This window comes from Pseudonocardia sp. ICBG1293 (genome assembly GCF_020131355.1).
In the GTDB taxonomy this organism is placed as follows: domain Bacteria; phylum Actinomycetota; class Actinomycetes; order Mycobacteriales; family Pseudonocardiaceae; genus Pseudonocardia.
In genome coordinates this window covers 301,416-320,983 of the sequence record NZ_JAHLEL010000008.1, presented here as the reverse complement: position 1 = coordinate 320,983, position 19,568 = coordinate 301,416, and the positions used below count along the sequence as shown (strand labels likewise).

The following is a 19,568-nucleotide window of genomic DNA, read 5'->3' as shown; positions in this document are numbered from 1 at the left end:
AGGCCGCGGTCTACGAGGTCACCGAGCGCACCACCACCGAGACTACACGGTCCTCGAAGAGCTCCTCCAGCCCACGATGGACGCCATCGACGCCATCGCCTCCCAGGGGAAAGCCACCGGTGTCCCGACCGGGTTCGCCGACCTCGACCAGGTCACCAACGGTCTGCACCCGGGCCAGATGATCGTCGTCGCGGCCCGGCCGGGTCTGGGCAAGTCGACACCCTGGGCCTGGACTTCGCCCGCTCCTGCTCCATCCGCAACGGCATGACCAGCGCGTTCTTCTCCCTGGAGATGAGCAAGTCCGAGATCGTCATGCGTCTGCTGTCCGCGGAGGCCCAGATCCGGCTGGCCGACATGCGCGCCGGCCGGATGTCGGACGAGGACTGGACGCGGATGGCACGGCGGATGTCGGAGATCTCCGAGGCTCCGCTCCGCATCGACGACTCGCCGAACCTGACGCTGACCGAGATCCGGGCCAAGGCGCGCCGGATGAAGCAGCGCAACGACCTCAAGCTGATCATCCTGGACTACCTGCAGCTGATGACCTCGGGCCGCAAGGTCGAGTCCCGTCAGCAGGAGGTCTCGGAGTTCTCCCGGCAGATCAAGCTGCTGGCCAAGGAGCTCGAGGTCCCGGTGGTGGCGATGAGCCAGCTCAACCGTGGTCCCGAGCAGCGCACCGACAAACGGCCGATGCTGGCCGATCTGCGTGAGTCCGGCTCGATCGAGCAGGACGCCGACATGGTCGTGTTGCTGCACCGCCCCGACGCGTTCGAAAACGACGACCCGCGTGCCGGTGAGGCCGACCTAATCCTGGCCAAGCACCGTAACGGCCCGACCACGACGATCACCGTCGCGCACCAGCTGCACTACAGCCGGTTCTCCGACCTCGCCCACGGCTGAGGCCACCGGGCCCCGGGCCCGGACGGGCCGCGTGCCCGCCCGGCCGCGGTCAGGCGGTACCAGGCGGTCGGCCGGGTCTGGGGCCCGGTGGTGGCAGCGACGGCCAGGGCGACGGCAGGATCCCCGCGACGACGACCGGGACGCTCACCAGCACGGCCCCGAGCAGCATCGTCGGGAACGGGCCGGCGCCGTGCACGGTGCGCCGGTCACGGACGAACCCGGAGAGCAGGTTCCCGCCGCGACGGGCGGGGGCGTGCAGCGCGGTGTTCAGCGCGGCGATGCGGCGGACCAGCCGCGGGTCGGTCAGCCGCAGCTGCACCTCGATCTCGTGCAGCCGACGGTTCTCACGCTCGCTCAGCACCCCGGTCACCTCTCGTGTCTGCGGCCCGGCAGACACGCGCGTGCCGCCGTCCGGCGCGGGGCGTCGTCGATCCGGCCTGGTCCCGACGTTACGTGATCGATTCGTGATCTCCGTGGCCGGGCCGGACGGCTCACATGCGCCCGTCCTCACAGCGGAGCGGGCGCCCGGGGTCACCAGAGGGAGACGCGGTCCCGGCGTGGGCCGGCGGGGGCGCCGAGTCTGGTGATCAGCGCGGCCCAGGACCGGGCGGTCCCCGGGGTCCGGGCCGGGCGCGGGCGCAGCCAGCGGACCGCCAGGTCCGGGTCGTCCGGGTCGACGTCGAAGCGTTCGCGGCGCGGGAGGCGCGACGCGCTGCGCAGCTCGACGACGGTCCCGCTCGCGACGGACTGGACCCCGTAGAGACAGCCCGGCGGGACCAGCAGCTGCTGCGGCCCCTCGAGCAGGGCGACGGCCAGCCTGCCGAACGTGTCCGCGTCCGGGCGGGCATCGATGACGACGGCGTAGCCGCTGTCGCGGGGGACGCCGAGCAGCACCGGGTCGCCGGGGTGGCCGAAGAGACCGAGTACCGCGTCGCGGGCGGGGCGACGGCGTCGTCGCGCGGTGAGGGCGGTGAGGTCCGGGGCGGTGGACGTGCCGTCGGCGCTCCGGTCGAGCAGCAGCGCACCGGGCACCACGGTCCGTACGACGTCCACTCGACCTCCCTCGGGTCCGGTCACCGCGAGCGACGGACGCGCGGTGGGTTGCGGGTGGGGTACCGGAGACGACAACGAGCGGACCTGCCCGCGGTGACGCAGCGCGAGTCCACGTTGCTCCGATCGGGGCATCGGAGGCCCCCGACCCGCGGCCGGTCAGGCCGCCCGGTCGCGGTGCGGGCGGGACCGCAGCCAGGCCGGACGCCGGCTCGCCGGGGAGGGTGCGTCGTCGTTGCGCTCGGCGGTGCGGGTGATGTTGCGGACCATCCCGCCGAAGACGATCCCGTGGAACGGCGCGACCGACCACCAGTACAGGTAGCCGGGCAGGCCGTGCGGGATGAAGACCGCCCGCTGGTGATAGACGGACCCGCCCGGACGGGGACGTACCGACATCTCCAACCACGCCCGGCCGGGCACCTTCATCTCCGCGCGCAGCCGCAGCAGCCCCTCCTCGGGGCCGCGGTCGCTGCCCGGCGGGCGGGGTCCACCGGGCTCGACCAGCCGCTCCACCCGCCACCAGTCCAGTGCGTCCCCGGTACGCAGGTCGTGCGGGTCACGACGGCCGCGGGACAGCCCGACGCCGCCGACCGCGCGGTCCATCCAGCCCCGCACCGACCAGGCCAGCGGGAACGAGTACCAGCCACGCTCCCCGCCGATGCCCTCGACGACCGTCCACAGCCGTTCCGGGGTGGCGGCGCACGCCTGCTCGCGCTCGTCGAGGTAGACGTCGCCACCGGCCCACTCCGGGTCGCTGGGCAGCGGGTCCGACGGCACGTTCGCCACCGTCGCACCCGACCAGCGGGTCTCGACCTCGCCGTCGGTGATGCGCGACAGCGCGAGCTCGACGGCGCGGTCGTAGCCGATCAGCCCGCCCGGCGGGTCCGGGATCCTGGCCTTGGTGTCGTCCTCCGAGCAGACGACCTCGTGCACCAGCGACTCGATCAGCGGCTTCGCGATCGACTTGGGGACGGGGGTGACGACGTTGATCCAGTGCGCCGACAGCGACGGTGACAGCACCGGTACCGGGAGCACCCGGCGCCGGGACAGCCCGGCGACGCGGGCGTAGCGCTGCATCATCTCGTAGTAGGTGAGGACCTCGGGGCCACCGATGTCGAAGGTCCGGTTCAGCTCGGCGTCCGGCGCGTCGATCTCGGCGACCCGGATCAGGTAGCGCAGCACGTCGCGCACCGCGATCGGCTGGATCCGGTTGTGCACCCAGCGCGGGGTCACCATCAGCGGGAGCCGCTGGGTCAGGTAGCGCAGCATCTCGAAGCTGGCCGAGCCCGAGCCGAGGATGACCGCGGCCTGCAGCACGACCGTCGGCACCCCGGAGCGCAGCAGCGTCTCCCCCACCTCCACCCGCGAGGCCAGGTGGGCCGAGAGCGTCCCCGCACCGGTGTCGGGGTGCAGCCCGCCCAGGTAGACGATCCGCTTCACCCCGGCCGCCCGCGCGGCCTCGCCGAGGATCAGCGCGGCCCGCCGGTCGGTGGCGGCGAAGTCGGAGTCCGACAGCGAGTGCACGAGGAAGTAGACGACGTCGACGTCCGTGCAGGCCGCGCGGACGCTGTCCGGGTCGAGCAGGTCACCCTGCACGACCTCGGCGTCCGCGGCCCACGGCACGTCGGCGAGCTTGTCCGGGTCGCGGACCAGGCAGCGCACGTGCACCGGGCCCGCGGAGGGGTCCGGGACCAGGTCGGGCTCGGGGCCGTGGCCCAGCAGCCGGGGCGCGAGCCGCCCACCGATGTATCCGGTCGCACCCGTCACGAGATAACGCACCGCGCGATCGTCCCACCGCAGGCCCTGTGCGGCAGGGCCTGCGCTCAGCCCGGCAGGGCGGGCGGCGGGTTCGCCTCCCGGGGGCGCAGCGGGTCCACCGCCCGCGGCGCGACCTCGCGGGAGGCGACCAGCGACCGCACGGCGGCGGTGAGCACGGCCAGCAGCGGGACGGCGAGCAGCGCGCCGGCGATCCCGGCCAGGACCACCCCGACCGCGACGCCGAGCGCCACCGCCAGCGGGTGCAGCCGCACCGCCCGGCCCATCAGCACCGGTTGCAGGACGTGGCTCTCCAGCTGCTGCACGGCCAGCACGACGCCGAGCACGATCAGCGCGGTCACCGGGCCCTCGGTGGCCAGCGCGACCAGGACCGCGACGGCGCCGGTGAGCACCGCCCCGATGATCGGTACGAACGCGCCCAGGAACACCAGCGCGGCCAGCGGCAGCACGAACGGCACGCCCGTCGCCCAGAGTCCCAGGCCGATCCCGACGGCGTCGACGATCGCGACCAGCACCGTCGCCCGCACGTAGCCGACGAGCGAGGCGAACGCGCGGCGGGCGGCGACGTCGACCCGCGACCGGCGGGCCCGCGGGGCGAGCAGCCGGACGAAGGCCCAGATGCGACGGCCGTCGTACAGCATGAAGATCAGCGCGAAGAGACAGAGCGCGAACCCGGCCAGGATCTCCCCGACGGTGGCGGCGGTCGTCACCGCGCCGGAGGTCAGCGTCTGCTGGTTGTCCTGCACCGCCTGCAGCACCTGGTCGCCGAGCACGCCGACGTCGATGCGGAACGGGGTCGTGTCGGCGAGCTCCTGCAGTGAGCCGACGTTGTCGGTGACCTCGGCGACCACCTGGGAGGTGCCGTCGACCAGGGTGCTGACGACCGCGGTCAGCAGCCCCCCGAGCGCGGCCAGCCCGCCGACCATCACCAGCGCCGTCGCGATGCCGCGGGGCACCCGTCGCTCGTGCAGCCACCGGACGAGCGGGGCGAGCAGGGCGGAGAGCAGCAGGGCGATCGCCACCGGGACGACGACCACCCGCAGCTGGATCACCAGGAACACCAGCAGCGCGAGTCCCGCGGCGATGACGAGCATCCGGGCACACGCCTCGGAGGCGACCCGGAGCGGGCGCGGGATCTCCGCCCGTGGCGGCGGGCGGGACCGCGGACCTGCGGCCCGTGCGACGGGGTCCCCGACACGCGACCCGGTCCGTTCCCCGGCGGAGGCGGCGCGGTGGTGGTCGGCGTCGGCGTCGTCGGGGCGGGTGTCGTCGGGAGGGGCGGTGTCGTCGGGAGGGGCGGTGGTCTGCCCGTCCGCGGGTGTCCGCCCGTGACGGGTGGGGTCGTCGTCGTGCCGTGGGAGCGGGATGTCGCTCCCGGTGGGAGCGGCGGGCCGCCCGGTCCGCTCCGTCATGCCACGACGGTACGGCGGATCGGCCTGCCCGGCGCGGTGCGCGCACCGGTGACGGTCCGGGCTCCCGGCGCTCCTCCCCGGACGGCGCAGCACCGGAACGGACGGAGCAGTCCCGGCACCGGATGATGACTCTCCGTCGAATTACACACGTGTAGTCGACACCTCGCGGACGGGATCGGCACGACGGAGTGGCTTATCGGTGACGGAACGACGCATCCCTGCTCCGACGTGCCGGATCATGCCGGACCCGTGCGCGGCGAGCCCCTGTCGCCGTCGTCGTGTGGCGCCGCACATCGCGGTTCCCGGGGCGCCGCTGCTCCGAGAGGAGGCCGGATGAACACTCTCCGTAGACAACACGGAGAGTTGCTCCGTGGTCACGCCACTCGGACGAGGGGACCTCGGAAGCAGAACTGTCACCCCCGTTTCCCCTCTCGGGTGTCACCCGTTGACCGGGTGAGTGGGCCGAACGGCGGTACGAGATGTACGCGATACGGACGAGGCCGTAGGTCCCCACATGTCAGGCGAGCAGGAGGTACGGCGGGTGTACGAGTTCGACAGCGCTGCGAGTGGCCTCGAGTCGTCGATCCGGGCGCGACGCGCCGCGCAGGAGAGCTGGCCGTTCCGCGGCCGGCACGAGTCGCACGACGAGATCCAGGAGGAGACCCCGATCTTCCACGCCCTCACCGTCGGGGGCTGGCGGGACGGCCGGCGGAGCGGGAGTGCGGGCAACGCCGTGCGCCGTGTCCACCGCGGCACCGTCCGCACGACCCGCCGCGCCGGTGCGGCCCGTCCGACCGGGGACACGGTCGCCGCGTTCCACGCCGAGGTCGCGCCGGTGCCGATGCAGCCGCTCGGCCACCCGCAGGCGGAGCCGCAGGACGAGGGCACCTGGAACGCACCGGGTGACGCCGCCATGGTGATGCTGCGCCGGCGCCGCGACGCCGAGCGTGCCGCGGACCGGGCCGCGATCGCCGACCTGCTCGGCGGCACCGGACGGCACCGGCTGACCCGCACGGCCTGAGCGGCGTCCGGGCGACCGCCGGGCGTCCGGCAGGGTCGCTGCGCCGTCCGGGGCAGCGCGGTACGGCCGCCCAGAACCCGTCGGGTGGGAGAGGGCCGCGCGAGGCAACCACGACATCCCCGGAGCGTCCCGGGGAGTAGCCGCACGCCACCGGCGTACGGCCGCACGGCAGGACCGGTGGGGACCGGGAGTGCCGAGGACGCACCAGAACATCCCGCGGCCACACCTTGGGACCGCGGGGTGAGGTGACGACCGGCTGGGGAGCTGGGTCGTCACCACGCAAGGCGAGGGCCGGGGCGATGGTCGGAGGGAGCCGACCACCGCACCCGGCCCTCGCGCGTGCGGAGGCCACCGGCGCGGCGCGCGCGACGCCGGTGTCGCCGTCGATGCCGACCGGAGCCGTGGGGAGCGCGGTTCCGGGCAGAACGACGGGGCCGAGTGCGGGACACCCTCGTCCCGGACTCGCGTGGCGACATGATCGCCACGGAGTGTGACCGTATCGGGCGGCCGTCCGGGTCACAAGAGGGCAGTCGAGGCAGCTTCGGTCGTCCCGTCCGGCCCATCCGTCACCACGTTCACCACCGCACCACCGGACGGCCGTACGACGCGCCGCGACGCGTGTGCGAATCGTTCCGCACGGTGACCCCCCGGCGTTCTACCCTGCGAGGGATGAGCACCGATCCCGCCGCGACCGGCCCCCGGCGCACCGACCGCCCGCTCGACGAGGCAGGCGTCGCGACGGCCGTCCGGCGGGCCGCGGAACGGGGCGCCACCGTCCGGCCCACCGGAGCCGGCGGCCGCGCGCCGGGACCGCTCGTCCGGACCGAGGACGTGCTGCTCGACGTGTCCGCGCTGACCGGCGTCGTCGAGATCGGCGCCGAGACCGTGCGGGTGCGGGCGGGGGAGACCGTCGCGGACCTGTGCGTCGCCCTCGCCGCGGCCGGCCGCGCACTGGCCACCGTGCCGGACGCGCCCCGCGCCACCGTCGGCGGCGCCACCGGGCTGGGCATGTACGGCGGGGCCCCCGGTGAGGGCTCGCTGTCCGACCAGGTCCGCGCCGTCCGGCTGGTCGACGGTCGCGGCACCGTCCGCGACGTCACCGGCCCCGACCTCGAGGCCGCCCGTTGCGGGCTCGGTGCGCTCGGCATCGCGACCGCGCTGGAGCTCCGTACCGTGCCGCTCACCCGGCTGCAGGTGCACGAACGCGCCGTCGGTCTCGACGAGGTGCTGGGCGAGGACCTGCTCGGCGCCCACGCCTGGACCGAGTGCGACATCGCGGTGAGCCCGTCGGTGCACGCCGGGTCCACCGTGCTGCGCTGGGCCGAGCCGGAGCCGGAGCCCACCGGTCCGGTCGAGCGCGCCGGCTGGGGGCAGGCGGTGTCCCGGCTCGCGTCGTCGTGGTGGTCGTCGGGGGTGGGGCTGCGCTCGGGGTGGCCGCCACCGCAGCGCTGGGCGCCCGGCACGGCCGGCCCCCCGCACGAGGTGCTGCCCGACCCGCAGCCGTGGGACCCGGACCTGTCCGAGTGGGCGGTGCCGCGTGCCGCACTCGGACAGGTCCTGCGCGAGCTGGGCGCCGCGGTCTCGGCCCGGGGCCGGGAGCTGCGTCCGGTGCGGGTGCGGACCGGACGGGCCGAGACCGGCCTGCTGCACCCGGCGTCCGGCCGGGACACCGCCTACCTGCGGCTGCGCACCCGCGGGCCGGCCGAGGAGCCGGTCCGGCGGCTCGCGGGTGCGGTCTGCGAGGACGCCGCCGGGCGGCCGTGCTGGACCACCCGGCACGCCTGGGGGCCGGACGAGCTCGCCGTCGCCTACCCCGGCTGGGAGGCGTTCCGGGCGGTCCGCGACCGGTTCGACCCCGAGCGCCGCTTCACCGACCCGCACCTCGCGGCCGTACTCGGCCGCTGAGACCCCCGCGCCCCGGCCGCCGGCCCGTCGGGCCGCTGCCGGTCCGGTCCGGCGGACCCGGCCGGGGGCCCGGCAGGGCGAGCAGGCCGAGGGGGTTCGGCCGGGCGGCCCGGCTTCAGACCTCGCTGCGCAGCCGCGCCGAGATCGACCGCACCGCGGCGAGTGACGTCCGGCGGTCGACCCGGGTGGGTTCGCCGGCGTCGACGACCTGCTCGCCGCCCACCCACACGTCGTGGACCAGGCGCGAGCCGCCCGCCCACACCAGGTTCGACACCAGCTGCGCGTCGTCCGACGGGGCGACGAACGCGGAGTCGTCGGTGTCGACGTGGACCACGTCCGCCCACCGCCCGGCCTCGAGCGCGCCGAGGTCGTCGCGGCCGATCGCGCGCGCGGCGTCGGCGGTGCCCATCAGCAGCACGTCGGCGGCGGTGAGGGCGGCGGCGTCGTCGGCCCCCACCCGGGCCATCAGCCCGGCGAGCCGGGCCTGGTGCCAGAGGTCCAGGTCGTCGCAGGAGGCGGGGCCGTCGGTCCCCAGCCCCACCCGGACCCCGGCCCGGCGCAGGTCCAGCAACCGGGCGGTCCCGGCCGCGAGCTTGGCGTTCGAGCCGGGACAGTGCGCGACGGCCACGCCGTGCCGCGCGTAGAGGGCGATGTCGTCGTCGGACAGGTGCACCGAGTGGGCGGCCAGCACCCGCCCGCCCAGCGCACCGCCCGCGTCGAGCATCGCCGGGACCGAGCCGTGGGTCTCGCGCACGGCGGCGTCCTCGCCGCGGGACTCCGCGACGTGGGTGTGCACCAGCGCGCCGCGTTCGCGGGCGGCCGCGGCGACCGACTCCAGGGCACCCGGCGGCAGCGTGTAGGCCGAGTGCGGGCCGTAGCCCAGCTCGATCCGGCCGTCGTCGTCGGGGACCAGGCCATGGGCGTCGATCCGGGCGGAGACGTCGTCGCGCATCTGCTCCCAGGTCCCGAGCCGGTCCCAGCCGGGCGCGGCGATGATCCCCGGGGTGAGCACGGCACGGGAGCCCGCCGTGCGGACGGCGTCGGCCAGCGCGTCGGTGAAGAAGTACATCTCGACGCTGGTGGTGCAGCCGGTCCGCAACAGGTCCAGGCAGCCCGCGACCATGCCGGCGTGCACGTCGTCCTCGGTCAGCAGGCTCTCCGCGGGCCACATGACCTCGGTCAGCCACGGCATCAGCGGCAGGTCGCCGCCCATCCCGCGCAGCAGCGACATCGGGGTGTGGCAGTGCGTGTTGACCATCCCGGGCATGAGCAGGCCGCGCAGCGGCCGCACGACGGCGTCGGTCGGCGGTGCGTCCGCGGCGGTGCCCACGAACGCGATCCGGCCGGTGTCGTCGACGTCGAGGACCGCGTTCCGCACGACCGGGAAGCCGGGCGTGCAGGGCAGCGCGACCGGCGCGGTGAGCCGCTGGAGAACCGCCATGTCAGCGGCGGTCGAGCAGCGAGCGCAGCGACCGGAACGGCGGCAGCCAGGCGCCCTCGTCGGGCAGGGTGTCCAGCGAGACGCGCGGCAGCGGCTCCCGGAACACGCCGTCGATGTCCTCGAGGTCGAGGAACGACAGCGTCTCGGAGGCCAGGGCGAACCCGGCGTACTCGCGGAAGCCGATCACCGTGACGTCGGTGCCGACGTCGATGAGCTTCTCCAGCGGCTCCCGGAACGCCCGTCCGTCCCCCGAGGCGACGACGACGTGGCGCAGCATGCCCTCGGCCGAGCGCATGCCGATGTGGGCGAGCATGTCGTCGTCGACGTCGGAGTCCTCGCTGGTCTTCGGCTTGGCGAAGACGGCGAACCCCACGTTGCGCAGGGCCTCGACCCAGGGCCGGACGATGTCGATGCTGCCCGGCGCGACGTTGGTGAACACACACGCCTCGGCCTCGGCCTCGGGACCGGCGAGGTCCAGCAGCCAGCGGCCGACGGCGTCGAAACGGGGGCGGTAGGCCGAGGTCGGCCGGGCTCCGAGCAGCGAACCCAGGCTCATGTCCATGTTGGGTGCGTCCCACACCAGCAGCACACGCGGCTGCGGGCCCGTCGGAACGCCGCGTCCGTGTTGCCCCGTCCCGCCGCTCATGCCGGGCAGCCTAGCCGTCGTCGCCCCGCCCGCCCGGCCCGGCGCCCGCGCGGGTGAGACTGTCCCCATGGAGAACCCACCGACCGGACCGGAGCAGCTCGCCACCCGGACCGCCGAGATCATGCGCGACGGCGACCGGGCGAGCCGTTCGGCGGGGGTCGACGTCGTCGCGGTCACTCCCGGACGGGCGACGGCGACCATGACCGTCCGCCCCGACCAGGTCAACGGGCACGGGGTCTGCCACGGCGGTTACCTGTTCCTGTTCGCCGACACCGCGATGGCCTACGCCAGCAACTCCCACGGCGTCTCCGCCCTGGCCAGCGGCGCCGACATCGCGTTCCTGCGCCCGGCGCGGGAGGGCGACGTCCTCACCGCGGAGGCGGTCGAGCGGGCCGCGAGCGGCCGGTCCGGCCTCTACGACGTCACCGTCCGCGCCGACGACGGGACGGTCGTCGCCGAGTTCCGGGGCCGGACCCGGCAGGTGCCGGGGCTGAGCCCGGTCACCGCCCAGCCCTGAAGGGTCCTCAGCCCTGATCGTCGTGGGGCCGCAGACCGTGCGGCTCCAGGAACGCCGGGCGCAGGTCCCGGTCGGGCTCGTCGTAGTAGCGGTGGAACACCGGGGTCTGCGAGCCCGACATCGGCGGCACGATCCAGCTCCAGTCGGCCGGGCAGCGTCGTCCCGCGGCCTCCTCCTTCGCGAGGAAGGCCATGAACCGTTCGGACTCGCTGTGGTGGTCGGCCATGGTGACGCCGTCGGCGTCGAAGGAGTAGGTGACCGCGCGGACCAGCTCCACCATCGCCCGGTCCCGCCACATCGTGCGCACCGACCGGGTGTCGAGCCCGAGCCGCTTCGCGATCTCCGGCAGCAGGTCGTAGCGGTCGGTGTCGGCCAGGTTGCGGGCGCCGACCTCGGTGTCGAGGTACCAGCCGTTGAACGGGGCGGCCGGGTACACGATCCCGCCGATCTCCAGCGGCATGTTGCTGATCGCGGGCACCGAGTGCCAGCGCAGCCCGAGCCGGGCGAACCACGGGTGCTCGGGATGGCGCAGCGGGACCTCGTGCACGGCGTCCGGCGGGACGTCGAACAGCCGGGACCGCCCGTCCGGGCCGGTGATGAGCAGCGGCAGCACGTCGAACCGGCCCGCAGGCTGCGGCCGCGGCCACCCCATCCCGACGACGTGGTCGGTGAAGTCGGCCTGGCCCGGGTCACCGGTGACGGTGCCGTCGGGGTTGCGGTGCCCGGCGTAGCGGACGAGCTGGTCGTTGCGGATCCGCGGACCGGGCCGACCCGGGGCGTCGGGCGCGAACACCGTCATCGTCGAGCGGATCCGCCCGCCGCGGGTGGCGGCCCGCAGGTGCCCGACGCTCTCCTGGGCGATGTCGGCCGGGTCGTGCAGGTGGCGCAGGTCGCGGACCTGCAGCGACTGCCAGTACAGCCGCCCGATGCAGCGCGCGGAGTTCCGCCAGGCGACACGGGTGCCGAACACCAGCTCGTGCGTGGTGTGGGTGTAGGTGCCGACCCGGTCGATCTCGGCGCGGACCTGGCGCAGCCGCTCGGGCAGCGGCATCGCCGGCTCGGTCTCGGCGTACACCTGACGCAGGAACTCCTCGGCCGCGGCCGGGTCGGCCGGCGCGGGGTCCCGCTCGTCGGCGACGCCGGGGGGCGGCGGGTGCCCGCCGGACCGTCCGTGCCCGGTGACCGGGCAGCCGCTGGTGCTCTCCGCCGGGGGTGCGACACGGCTCGACGGCGCACCACGGCCGTCCACCGGCGGTGTGGTGCGGGGCTCCGCCGGGGGCGCGACGCGGACGACCGTGGTCGCGGAGCCCGGGCCGTCGACCCGGTTGAGGACGTGCTCGCGGCTCCCCGCGGCCGGGCGCTGCGATCCCGGGGCCGGGGTGCTCCCGGGGGCCGGGGCGGTCCCCGGGACCGGGTTCGCGACGGTCGCGCGCTCCGGCAGCGGCGTGGCGACCGTGGCCCGTTCGGCCGGGGCCTGTTGGTCCCGCAGCGGCCCGGACCCGCCCGGACCCTGCTCCCGCGCCGGGCCCTGCTCCCGCGGCGGGGTCTGCCGCACCCGTGACCGGTCGACGACGGTCGTCGCCTCCACCCCGGGCCGCGCCACGGCGGTGGTGGCCTGCGCGGGACCCTCGACCGGGCCGACCAGCGGGACCATCGACACCGACCGGCCGGACCGCTCCGCGCCGGACTCCCCGGACGGCTGACCGGGTCCCTGGCCCGGACCCGACGACGCTCCCGGCGGCGGGCCCGTCATCGGGCGGGGCGTCGGGCTCGGCCGGAAGCCCGGCGGTCGGTCGACCGCCCGCTTCGGGGCCGCGGGAGCGGGGTGCGAGTTCTTGCCGTGCTCCACTGTCGTCACGGGCGTCCTTCGGGGGTCACTCGGGTGGGGATCCGGGTCGGGGGTGTTCCTGACCGTAGTCGGTCACTCTCCGTGTGTCATCGGTACCGGGTGCGTGGTCGGCGACGTACAGCAGGTCACGAACCGGTCGTCCGTCCAGCCGGGCCCGCTCCTCGAACTTGGTGACCGGACGCCACGACGGGCGGTCCTGCCAGCCGTCCGGACGGAGCGGGAAGCGGTCGTCCGGGCGCAGCGACGGCTCCGCGGAGACCACCCGGCGCATCTGTTCGGCGTAGTGCGGCCAGTCGGTGGCCAGGTGGAGCAGGCCGCCCGGCCGCAGCCGCGACGCGGCCAGCGCGGCGAACCCCGGCTGCACGAGCCGGCGCTTGTGGTGGCGCCGCTTGGGCCACGGGTCGGGGAAGAAGATGCGCAGCCCGTCCAGCGACGCGGGTGGCACGGCCCGGGTGAGGAGCTCCACGGCGTCGCCGCGCAGCAGCCGCTGGTTGGTCAGGCCGGCCTGCTCGATCCGCATGAGCAGCTGGGCCAGACCCGGCTCGAAGACCTCGACGGCCACGTGGTCGGTCCCCGGTTCGGCGGCCGCGAGCGACGCCGTCGTCTCGCCCATGCCGGAGCCGATCTCCAGTACGCACGGTGCGGTCCGCCCGAACATCGCGACCGGGTCCCAGGCCCCGGACGCCACCACGTCGTCGACCTCGGCACCCCACGTCGACCACAGCCGCTCCCAGGCGGACTGCTGTCCCTCGGACAGCCGGACGCGCTGGTGTACGTAGGAGCGGATCCGGGTGTCGTGCGGGTGCGGGGTGTCCGGGACGGTGGCCCGGTCAGGCACCGGTGTTCCGGCCCGCGGGCAGCCGCACGTGGGCGGTCGCGCCCGGCAGCCGGCCGCGGACGTAGCCGGCGGCGGTGACGCCGAAGCAGGCGACGATCGCGGCGGCGGACGCGGCGTTGCGCTCCTTCGCCTCCCGGATCACCCCGGCGGGCAGCACCTTCATCGTGTAGCTGCTCTCGGTGGACAGGGAGTCCCCGGTCCCGACGACCTTGGACACCGCGGCCTTGGAGATGCCCTCGGCCCAGCCGCGGCGCAGCAGGTAGCGCCAGGAGACGCGGTCGTCGGACACCCGGTGGTCGACGGCGGCGCGCGGCTCGAACAGGATGCGCGGGTTCCGGCCGTCGGCGGCGTAGGCCTGCCGGGCCCGGATGCAGAGCTCGGTCTCCTCGCAGCCCAGCGGATTCTTGCCGATCCGGCCCATGTCCTCGGCGAACCCGCCGACCCGGGTGAACACCTCGGCGCGCAGCGACATGTTGCACCCCATCAGGTTGCGCATCTCCGCGCGCTCGGTGGGCTGGCCGGTGTAGGTGCAGCCGACGACCCAGTCGAGCTCACCGGTGGCGTTCGGGTCACCGGGGGCGGCGCCGGGCAGCGTCCGGGGGCGCCCGTCGGGCCACTTCGGGTGGGCGACCCCTCCGACGCCGATGACGTCGGGGTCCTTGTACGGGGCCAGCAGCGCGTGCAGCCAGCCGGGCCGGGCCGCGGCGTCGTCGTCGAGGAAGACGACGACCTCACCGGTGGCCAGCTCGACCGCGGTGTTGCGCGCGCCGGACAGGCCCTGCTTCTTCTCGTTCGCGACGACGACCACCCCGAGCGGCCCGAACTCGCGTTCGGCCCGCTCGCGCAGGCGCTCGTTGTGGTCGACGACGACGATCGTCTCCAGCGGGGTCACGTCCTGGTCGAGTACCGATTCGACAGCGGCCTTGATGTCGAACCAGCGCTTCTCGGTGTAGACGCAGACGACCACGGTGGCGGTCGGCAGGGCGCTCACGTGCAATCGCTCCTCGTGGGGCGGCGGGACCGGCGGGGGCGGCCGGTGCGAGCAGCGTCAGCGGGCGTAGCCCGACGCCTTGCGGCGCTGCTCCATGCGACGGTGCTCGGCCATCAGGGTACGCAACACCCGGGTGCCGTCGGCGAAGGTCCGCAGGTTGGTCTCGCCGAACATGCGCTCGCGCTCGACCGACGGCACCTCGGTGATCGTCAGGTCGGCGGCCGCGACGCGGCAGTTGAGCACGGTCTCGATCTCGAAACCGTCGCCCCAGATCATCGAGCCGTCCTCGGGCTGCGGGGCGGCCGGGTCCGGGAGCTCGAGCTGCGGCAGCAGGTCGGCCCAGAAGGCGTTGTAGCCGTAGCAGAGGTCGGAGTACTTCGTGCCGAACAGCCGGTTCGCGACGGTGTTCAGGCCGGCGTTGCCGGACTTGCGCAGCAGCGTGATGTCGTCCGAGCCGCCGCCCTTGCAGAACCGGCTGCCCTTGGCGAAGTCCGCACCCTTGACCAGCGCGTTCACGAAGGCCGGGATCTCGTTCGGGTCGGCCGACCCGTCGGCGTCGAACATGACGATGACATCGCCGGTCGCGGCGGTGAAGCCGCAGGCCATCGCGTTGCCCTTGCCCTTGCGGGTCTGGGTGATCACACGCGCCCAGGGCAGCGTGCGGCGTGCGACGGCGACCGTGTTGTCGGTCGAGTTGCCGTCGACCACGATGACCTCGTGCACGGCCGGGCGCACCGCGGCGATGGCCGGCAGCACGATCTCGAGGTTCCGGGCCTCGTTGCGGGTCGGCACGATGACCGACACCGCGGGGTTCGCGCTGCGGCGCGGTGCCGGGCGGGGCCGCGGGCGACGGAAGCCCTCGGGTCCCTCCGGCTGCGGCGCCAGCGGAGCGCGCCCGCCGGGTCGGGCAGGGTTCGCCGGGAACGGCGACTGTCCGGCTCCGGCACCGTTCTGACGCCCCGGGCGCGCAGGAGCACTCGCCTCCTCGGGCGTGACGGTCGGGCGGGCGGGCGTAACGGCGCTCACACTTCCTCCATACAGGTCCGCTTACTCGTCCAACGACGCGATCACGGTCCGGCTGCGGTTCTGGTGTCGGGCGTCTTCGGGGGTGCCCGATCGGTGGACGTCCCTGGAGCCCGGGGGGTTGCCCCGGTCGGTTGATTCGTCCGGGTCCGCGCTGCGGTTCAGCCTTGCCCATGGGAAGGGACGCCGATCACCCGGGGCGGCTGCGCAGTCCTACGGATCCACCCCGGGGCGACCCCGCCGACACTGGCCGGCATGGGTCTCGAACCGTTGCGCGACAGCGTCGGACCACCGTCGCGCACGGCGCTCGACCTCGCCCGCGCGGACCTCCTCGCGACCCTGTCGGTGCAGGTCGGCGGGCTGGTGACGAGCGCGGCCCGCCGCCGGGGTCGCGCCGGCGACGCCGGGTGGTGGTCCGCGGCGCTCGCCGGGCCGGCCCGGGCCCTCGACGACGCCTGGGCGCGGCGCTGCGGACCGCTCCTGCGGCGCCGCGTGGCGGCCTCCGCACTGCGACATCAGGGCGCACGCGTGATGCACATCACTCACGTTGCGTCACCATCGAGCGGCGGGGTCCTCGCCGCCGCGGCGGCCGGGGTGCTCGGCGCGGCTCCGGCCCGGGAGCGCGGTGTGTGGGCCGTGGCGGCGGTCGGACCCGCTGTCCCGGTGCTGTCGCTGCTGCTCGCGGGTGGACGGCTGTTCGGGGTCGGGGGGCCCGGGGTGCCGGCCGCGCTCGCCGGTCTCGTCCTGCTCGGCGGCGTGCTCGTCGTGGCCCGGGTGCGGACGGTGCGCTCCTCCCGGGACCGGGCCCTGGCCCGCCGGGTGTGCGACGCCGTGCTCGCCGCCGCCGACCGGGAGCTGCTGCGCCGGGTCGCGGACGCCGAGCCGACGCCGGCGGGCCGGGCTCCGCTGGGGGTGCCGGACGGGTCCGGGGGGCCGGTCCGTGCGTACTGAGCCGCCGGTGCCCGGCGGGAGCACGCTCCTGGCCGGCGCGGTGGTCGCGGCTGCGCTCCCGGTGCCCTGGTGGGTACGGGTGCCGCGGGTCCGGTCCGGCATCGCGGGGTCGGTCCCGGTGTGCGGCCCGGCCGCCCGCGACGCCGACGGCGACGGGGTGGCGGAGACGCTCGTCGTCGAGACGGCGCGGGGTCCGGAGCTCTGGACCGACCTCGACGGTGACGGGCTCGCCGACGAGGTGACCGGCCTGCCCGGTGGCATCGGCTGAGTGCCGGGGTCAGTCCTCCGGCTGCTCGGCCGGGGTGCGGCCCTCGCTGTCGGTGTTCGCGCCGCGCCGGAACCGGCCGACGCCGCGGCGCTGCTCGGCGATCGAGCGGTCGATGTCCGCGGACACCTTCTGCTGGCGGCGCCGCTCGCGGATCCGGAGCAGCACGAGCATCGAGACGCCGTAGGCGATGCCGACGACCAGCAGCACGACACCGATCTTGAACACGATCTGCTGGACACCGGTGATGCTCTCGATGTCGATGACCGAGATCATCCCCAGGACGCCGAGCGTCAGCAGGTGGAACAGCACCACCAGCAGCCGGTTGATCGAGTGCGACGTCTCCTTGTTCTGGAAGACGTCCTCCAGGAACGGCTGCCCGGTGCGCAGCAGGATCTGGCCGACACCGACCGTGATCGCGACGCCGACCACGACCAGCGCGAGATAGCCGCCGGTTCCCTCCACAGTGGGCCCCTCCCCGTGCGTGTGCAGGAGTGGAGACTACCCCGCGCGACCGGATCGACGCGCTCTGCGCGTGCGGCGTTCATCCGTTTCAGGAACGTGCGGCCAGCAGCTCCCGCAGCGTGTCGAGCAGCTCGTCGGTCGAGACCCCGCCGGTGAGCGGCGCGCCGGTGAGCGTGCGCAGGTAGAGGCCGTCCCCGACGAGCTGCACCAGCCACGCCACGACCGGGTCGTGGATCTCCTCGCCGAGTGCGGCGAGCCCGTCGGCGTCGACGCCGGCCAGCGCGCTGCGTGCGGCCTCGCCGGAGGTGGTGCCGTCGGCGATGCGCAGGGTCGCGAGGTAGGTGCGGGTGAGCCCGGCCGGGGACTCGGTGCCGGGCATCGAGGTCCGCAGGTAGTAGGCCACGGTGCCGGCCGGGTCGGACCGCATCAGCTCCGCGTCCCGGGCGCTGCGTTCGCGCAGCCGGTCCAGTAGGCCGCCGACCAGCGACTCCTTGGAGTTGAAGTGGTAGAGCAGCCCGCCCTTGGACACCTCGGCCTCGGCCGCCACCGCGTCGAGGGTGGCGCCACCGGGGCCCTGCTCGATCAGCAGCGTCTCGTACGCGTCGAGGACCCGGTCGCGGGCCGAGCCCGCACCCCGTGTCCCCGCGTTCCGCCGTTCGGAGTGGGACGCCATGGACTAAGAGGTCATTTCAGAACGAGGTCGACGTGTCTGTTGTAGACGACAAGCGGCTATCTGACCTGCCGTTTGATCTGTCGTCGAGGGGTCAATGGAAACTCGACAAGTCGTTCTGAAACGACCTCTAAGCTTGATCTTTAACCTTCCGGAGCTGCTGCTGGGAGGTTGATGTAGTTCGGGCGGCGTGTCGGCGGGACATGGGTACGGCCACCGCTTGATCATCTTCGGGTTCCTTCCACAGAACATCGAAGACGAAAGCGGTGGCCGTGGTGGTCAGTGTGGCTTCTGCCGGGCCAGTGGTGCTCGGTGACACTCCGGTCGGGCGGGGTGATCTTGCCGGGTTTCGGCAGGAGTTCTACGCGTCGTTGACTGCGCGAGCGGATGCGCTGTTCGAGCTCACCGACGCCGTGTTGTGCGCGGACGGCCCGGTTCGCTCGCTACCGGAGCTGACCTTGGTGGCTGAGCACCGTCGCGGGCACGGCGCGATGTACGACGCGTTGGCCTGTGGCAGGATCTCCGCCCGGAGGCTGCGCCGGGTGCTGGCCGGTCTCCCGTTGCCCCGTGCCGTCGACGGTCGGATCGTGCTCGCCGTGGATGTCAGCCCGTGGCTGCGCCCGGACGCTACGACCAGCGATCAGCGGCTGTTCTGCCATGTCTACGGACGCGGAAAGGGCAACGCGCAGCTGATCCCGGGCTGGCCATACTCGTTCGTCGCCGCCCTGGAGACGGGCCGGACGTCGTGGACGGCGGTCCTGGACGCGGTTCGACTCGGCCCGGCCGACGACGCCACCGCGGTGACCGCCACCCAGCTACGCGCGGTCATCGAGCGACTGACCAGCGCCGGGCACTGGCGCCCCGGGGACCCGGACATCGTGATCGTCACCGACACCGGATACGACATCACCCGCCTCGCCTACGTACTGGCCGATCTGCCCGTCGAGCTGGTCGGACGACTGCGCTCGGACCGGGTCCTGCGCCTGCCCAAGCCGCCACGGCTGCCCGGCACGACCGGGCGCCCACCCAAGCACGGCCCGGAGATCGCCTTGAACCGGCCCGCCACCTGGATCGAACCGGTGCACACCACGACGACCAAGACCACCCGCTACGGCACTGCCGTCGCGACCAGCTGGGACCGGGTCCACCCCCGGCTGACCCGGCGCACGTGCTGGATCGACCACGCCGGCGAACTGCCGATCATCGAGGGCACCCTGCTCCGGCTGCAGGTCGACCACCTACCCGGCGACCGCGACCCGAAGCCCGTGTGGCTATGGAGCTCCGCCACCGACGCGAGCGCCGCCGACGTGGACCGCTGGTGGCAGGCGTTCCTCCGCAGATTCGATCTCGAGCACACATTCCGCCTGCTCAAGCAGACCCTCGGCTGGACAACCCCGAAGCTGCGCACCCCCGAAGCCGCCGACCGCTGGACCTGGCTGATCATCGCCTCCCACACCCAACTCCGCCTGGCCCGACCACTGGCCGCCGACCTACGCCGCCCCTGGGAACGACCCGCCGCCCCCACCCGGCTCACCCCGGCCCGGGTTCGCCGCGCCTTTCGGAACATCCGCGCGCGGACCGTCCTCCCGGCCAGTGCACCGAAACCCAGCCGACCCGGTCCCGGCCGCCCACCCGGCTCCCGCAACCGGCACACCCCGACCAGCCACGACGTCGGGAAAACGGTCAAACGCGACCGCACCATCACCGCGCGACGACAACACACAGGTTAAAAACCAAGCTAAGAGGTCGCGCGGATTGGTCACAGCTTGGCCGCGGTCGAGTGTCTGGGGGCGAGGGCGGGTACGGGCCTGCCGATCATGAAGTTATCTACGCTTCGTGATCGTCTGG

Annotated in this window: 18 protein-coding genes and 1 pseudogene; 7 read left to right on the top strand and 12 right to left on the bottom strand. The window is 74.3% G+C overall.

What is annotated here, in order from left to right; translation table 11 throughout:
- Positions 1-900, top strand: a pseudogene (dnaB, locus tag KPF47_RS06380) (replicative DNA helicase); the annotation flags it as partial.
- A 49-nt stretch (positions 901-949) separates the two neighbouring features.
- Here dnaB and KPF47_RS06375 read toward each other — a convergent pair.
- The 4 genes from KPF47_RS06375 to KPF47_RS06360 form a co-directional block, all read right to left on the bottom strand.
- A complete protein-coding gene (locus KPF47_RS06375; protein WP_224387589.1) occupies positions 950-1,261 on the bottom strand; it encodes a DUF3040 domain-containing protein in 312 nt (103 codons plus the stop codon).
- Positions 1,262-1,431: 170 nt separating this feature from the next.
- Entirely contained in the window at positions 1,432-1,953 is a 522-nt protein-coding gene (locus tag KPF47_RS06370) for a dTDP-4-dehydrorhamnose 3,5-epimerase family protein (protein ID WP_224387588.1), read from the bottom strand.
- A 156-nt stretch (positions 1,954-2,109) separates the two neighbouring features.
- Positions 2,110-3,729, bottom strand: a complete 1,620-nt coding sequence (locus KPF47_RS06365; RefSeq protein ID WP_224387587.1) for an SDR family oxidoreductase — start codon at positions 3,727-3,729, stop codon at positions 2,110-2,112.
- A 44-nt stretch (positions 3,730-3,773) separates the two neighbouring features.
- Complete coding sequence (locus KPF47_RS06360) at positions 3,774-5,138, bottom strand: AI-2E family transporter (protein ID WP_224387586.1); 1,365 nt, start codon at positions 5,136-5,138, stop codon at positions 3,774-3,776.
- Positions 5,139-5,652: 514 nt separating this feature from the next.
- Here KPF47_RS06360 and KPF47_RS06355 point away from each other — a divergent pair.
- Both KPF47_RS06355 and KPF47_RS06350 read left to right on the top strand, forming a co-directional pair.
- Complete coding sequence (locus KPF47_RS06355) at positions 5,653-6,159, top strand: hypothetical protein (protein ID WP_224387585.1); 507 nt, start codon at positions 5,653-5,655, stop codon at positions 6,157-6,159.
- Positions 6,160-6,828: 669 nt separating this feature from the next.
- Positions 6,829-8,064 carry a D-arabinono-1,4-lactone oxidase gene (locus KPF47_RS06350; protein ID WP_224387584.1) on the top strand — a complete coding sequence of 412 codons (1,236 nt, stop codon included), beginning with the start codon at positions 6,829-6,831 and terminating at the stop codon, positions 8,062-8,064.
- 115 nt (positions 8,065-8,179) lie between these two features.
- Here the strand turns inward: KPF47_RS06350 and KPF47_RS06345 are convergent, their stop codons facing one another.
- Positions 8,180-9,505, bottom strand: a complete 1,326-nt coding sequence (locus tag KPF47_RS06345; RefSeq protein ID WP_224387583.1) for an amidohydrolase family protein — start codon at positions 9,503-9,505, stop codon at positions 8,180-8,182.
- A 1-nt stretch (position 9,506) separates the two neighbouring features.
- Positions 9,507-10,151 (bottom strand): NYN domain-containing protein, encoded by a 645-nt coding sequence (locus tag KPF47_RS06340; protein WP_224387582.1) that lies wholly within the window; start codon positions 10,149-10,151, stop codon positions 9,507-9,509.
- A 67-nt stretch (positions 10,152-10,218) separates the two neighbouring features.
- On the opposite strand from KPF47_RS06340, the gene paaI reads away from it, so the two are divergent.
- Complete coding sequence (gene paaI / locus KPF47_RS06335) at positions 10,219-10,668, top strand: hydroxyphenylacetyl-CoA thioesterase PaaI (RefSeq protein ID WP_224387581.1); 450 nt, start codon at positions 10,219-10,221, stop codon at positions 10,666-10,668.
- Between the two features lie 7 nt (positions 10,669-10,675).
- Here paaI and KPF47_RS06330 read toward each other — a convergent pair whose 3' ends face one another.
- From KPF47_RS06330 to KPF47_RS06315, 4 genes are all read right to left on the bottom strand, one after another.
- Positions 10,676-11,917, bottom strand: coding sequence for a nitric oxide synthase oxygenase (locus tag KPF47_RS06330; RefSeq protein WP_374108802.1), 1,242 nt, complete (start codon positions 11,915-11,917; stop codon positions 10,676-10,678).
- 625 nt (positions 11,918-12,542) lie between these two features.
- Positions 12,543-13,355 (bottom strand): tRNA (guanosine(46)-N7)-methyltransferase TrmB, encoded by an 813-nt coding sequence (gene trmB / locus KPF47_RS06325; protein ID WP_224387580.1) that lies wholly within the window; start codon positions 13,353-13,355, stop codon positions 12,543-12,545.
- Positions 13,348-14,346: a glycosyltransferase family 2 protein gene (locus KPF47_RS06320; protein ID WP_224387579.1), complete on the bottom strand. Its 999-nt coding sequence runs from the start codon at positions 14,344-14,346 to the stop codon at positions 13,348-13,350. Before KPF47_RS06320 ends, trmB begins: the two co-directional genes overlap by 8 nt.
- Before the next feature lie 57 nt (positions 14,347-14,403).
- Entirely contained in the window at positions 14,404-15,372 is a 969-nt protein-coding gene (locus KPF47_RS06315) for a glycosyltransferase family 2 protein (protein ID WP_224387578.1), read from the bottom strand.
- A 252-nt stretch (positions 15,373-15,624) separates the two neighbouring features.
- Here KPF47_RS06315 and KPF47_RS06310 point away from each other — a divergent pair, with 252 nt between their 5' ends.
- Positions 15,625-16,320, top strand: a complete 696-nt coding sequence (locus KPF47_RS06310) for a hypothetical protein (RefSeq protein WP_224387577.1) — start codon at positions 15,625-15,627, stop codon at positions 16,318-16,320.
- A gap of 7 nt (positions 16,321-16,327) precedes the next feature.
- The gene (locus KPF47_RS06305; RefSeq protein ID WP_224387576.1) at positions 16,328-16,588 is read left to right on the top strand and encodes a DUF6802 family protein; all 261 of its coding nucleotides are present in this window, start codon (positions 16,328-16,330) and stop codon (positions 16,586-16,588) included.
- A 9-nt stretch (positions 16,589-16,597) separates the two neighbouring features.
- Here KPF47_RS06305 and KPF47_RS06300 read toward each other — a convergent pair whose 3' ends face one another.
- Together KPF47_RS06300 and KPF47_RS06295 are read right to left on the bottom strand one after the other, a co-directional pair.
- Entirely contained in the window at positions 16,598-17,050 is a 453-nt protein-coding gene (locus KPF47_RS06300; protein ID WP_224387575.1) for a hypothetical protein, read from the bottom strand.
- A gap of 88 nt (positions 17,051-17,138) precedes the next feature.
- The gene (locus tag KPF47_RS06295) at positions 17,139-17,723 is read right to left on the bottom strand and encodes a TetR/AcrR family transcriptional regulator (protein WP_224387574.1); all 585 of its coding nucleotides are present in this window, start codon (positions 17,721-17,723) and stop codon (positions 17,139-17,141) included.
- A 302-nt stretch (positions 17,724-18,025) separates the two neighbouring features.
- Here KPF47_RS06295 and KPF47_RS06290 point away from each other — a divergent pair, with 302 nt between their 5' ends.
- A complete protein-coding gene (locus tag KPF47_RS06290) occupies positions 18,026-19,450 on the top strand; it encodes an NF041680 family putative transposase (protein WP_224386384.1) in 1,425 nt (474 codons plus the stop codon).
- The last annotated feature ends 118 nt before the right edge of the window (positions 19,451-19,568 follow it).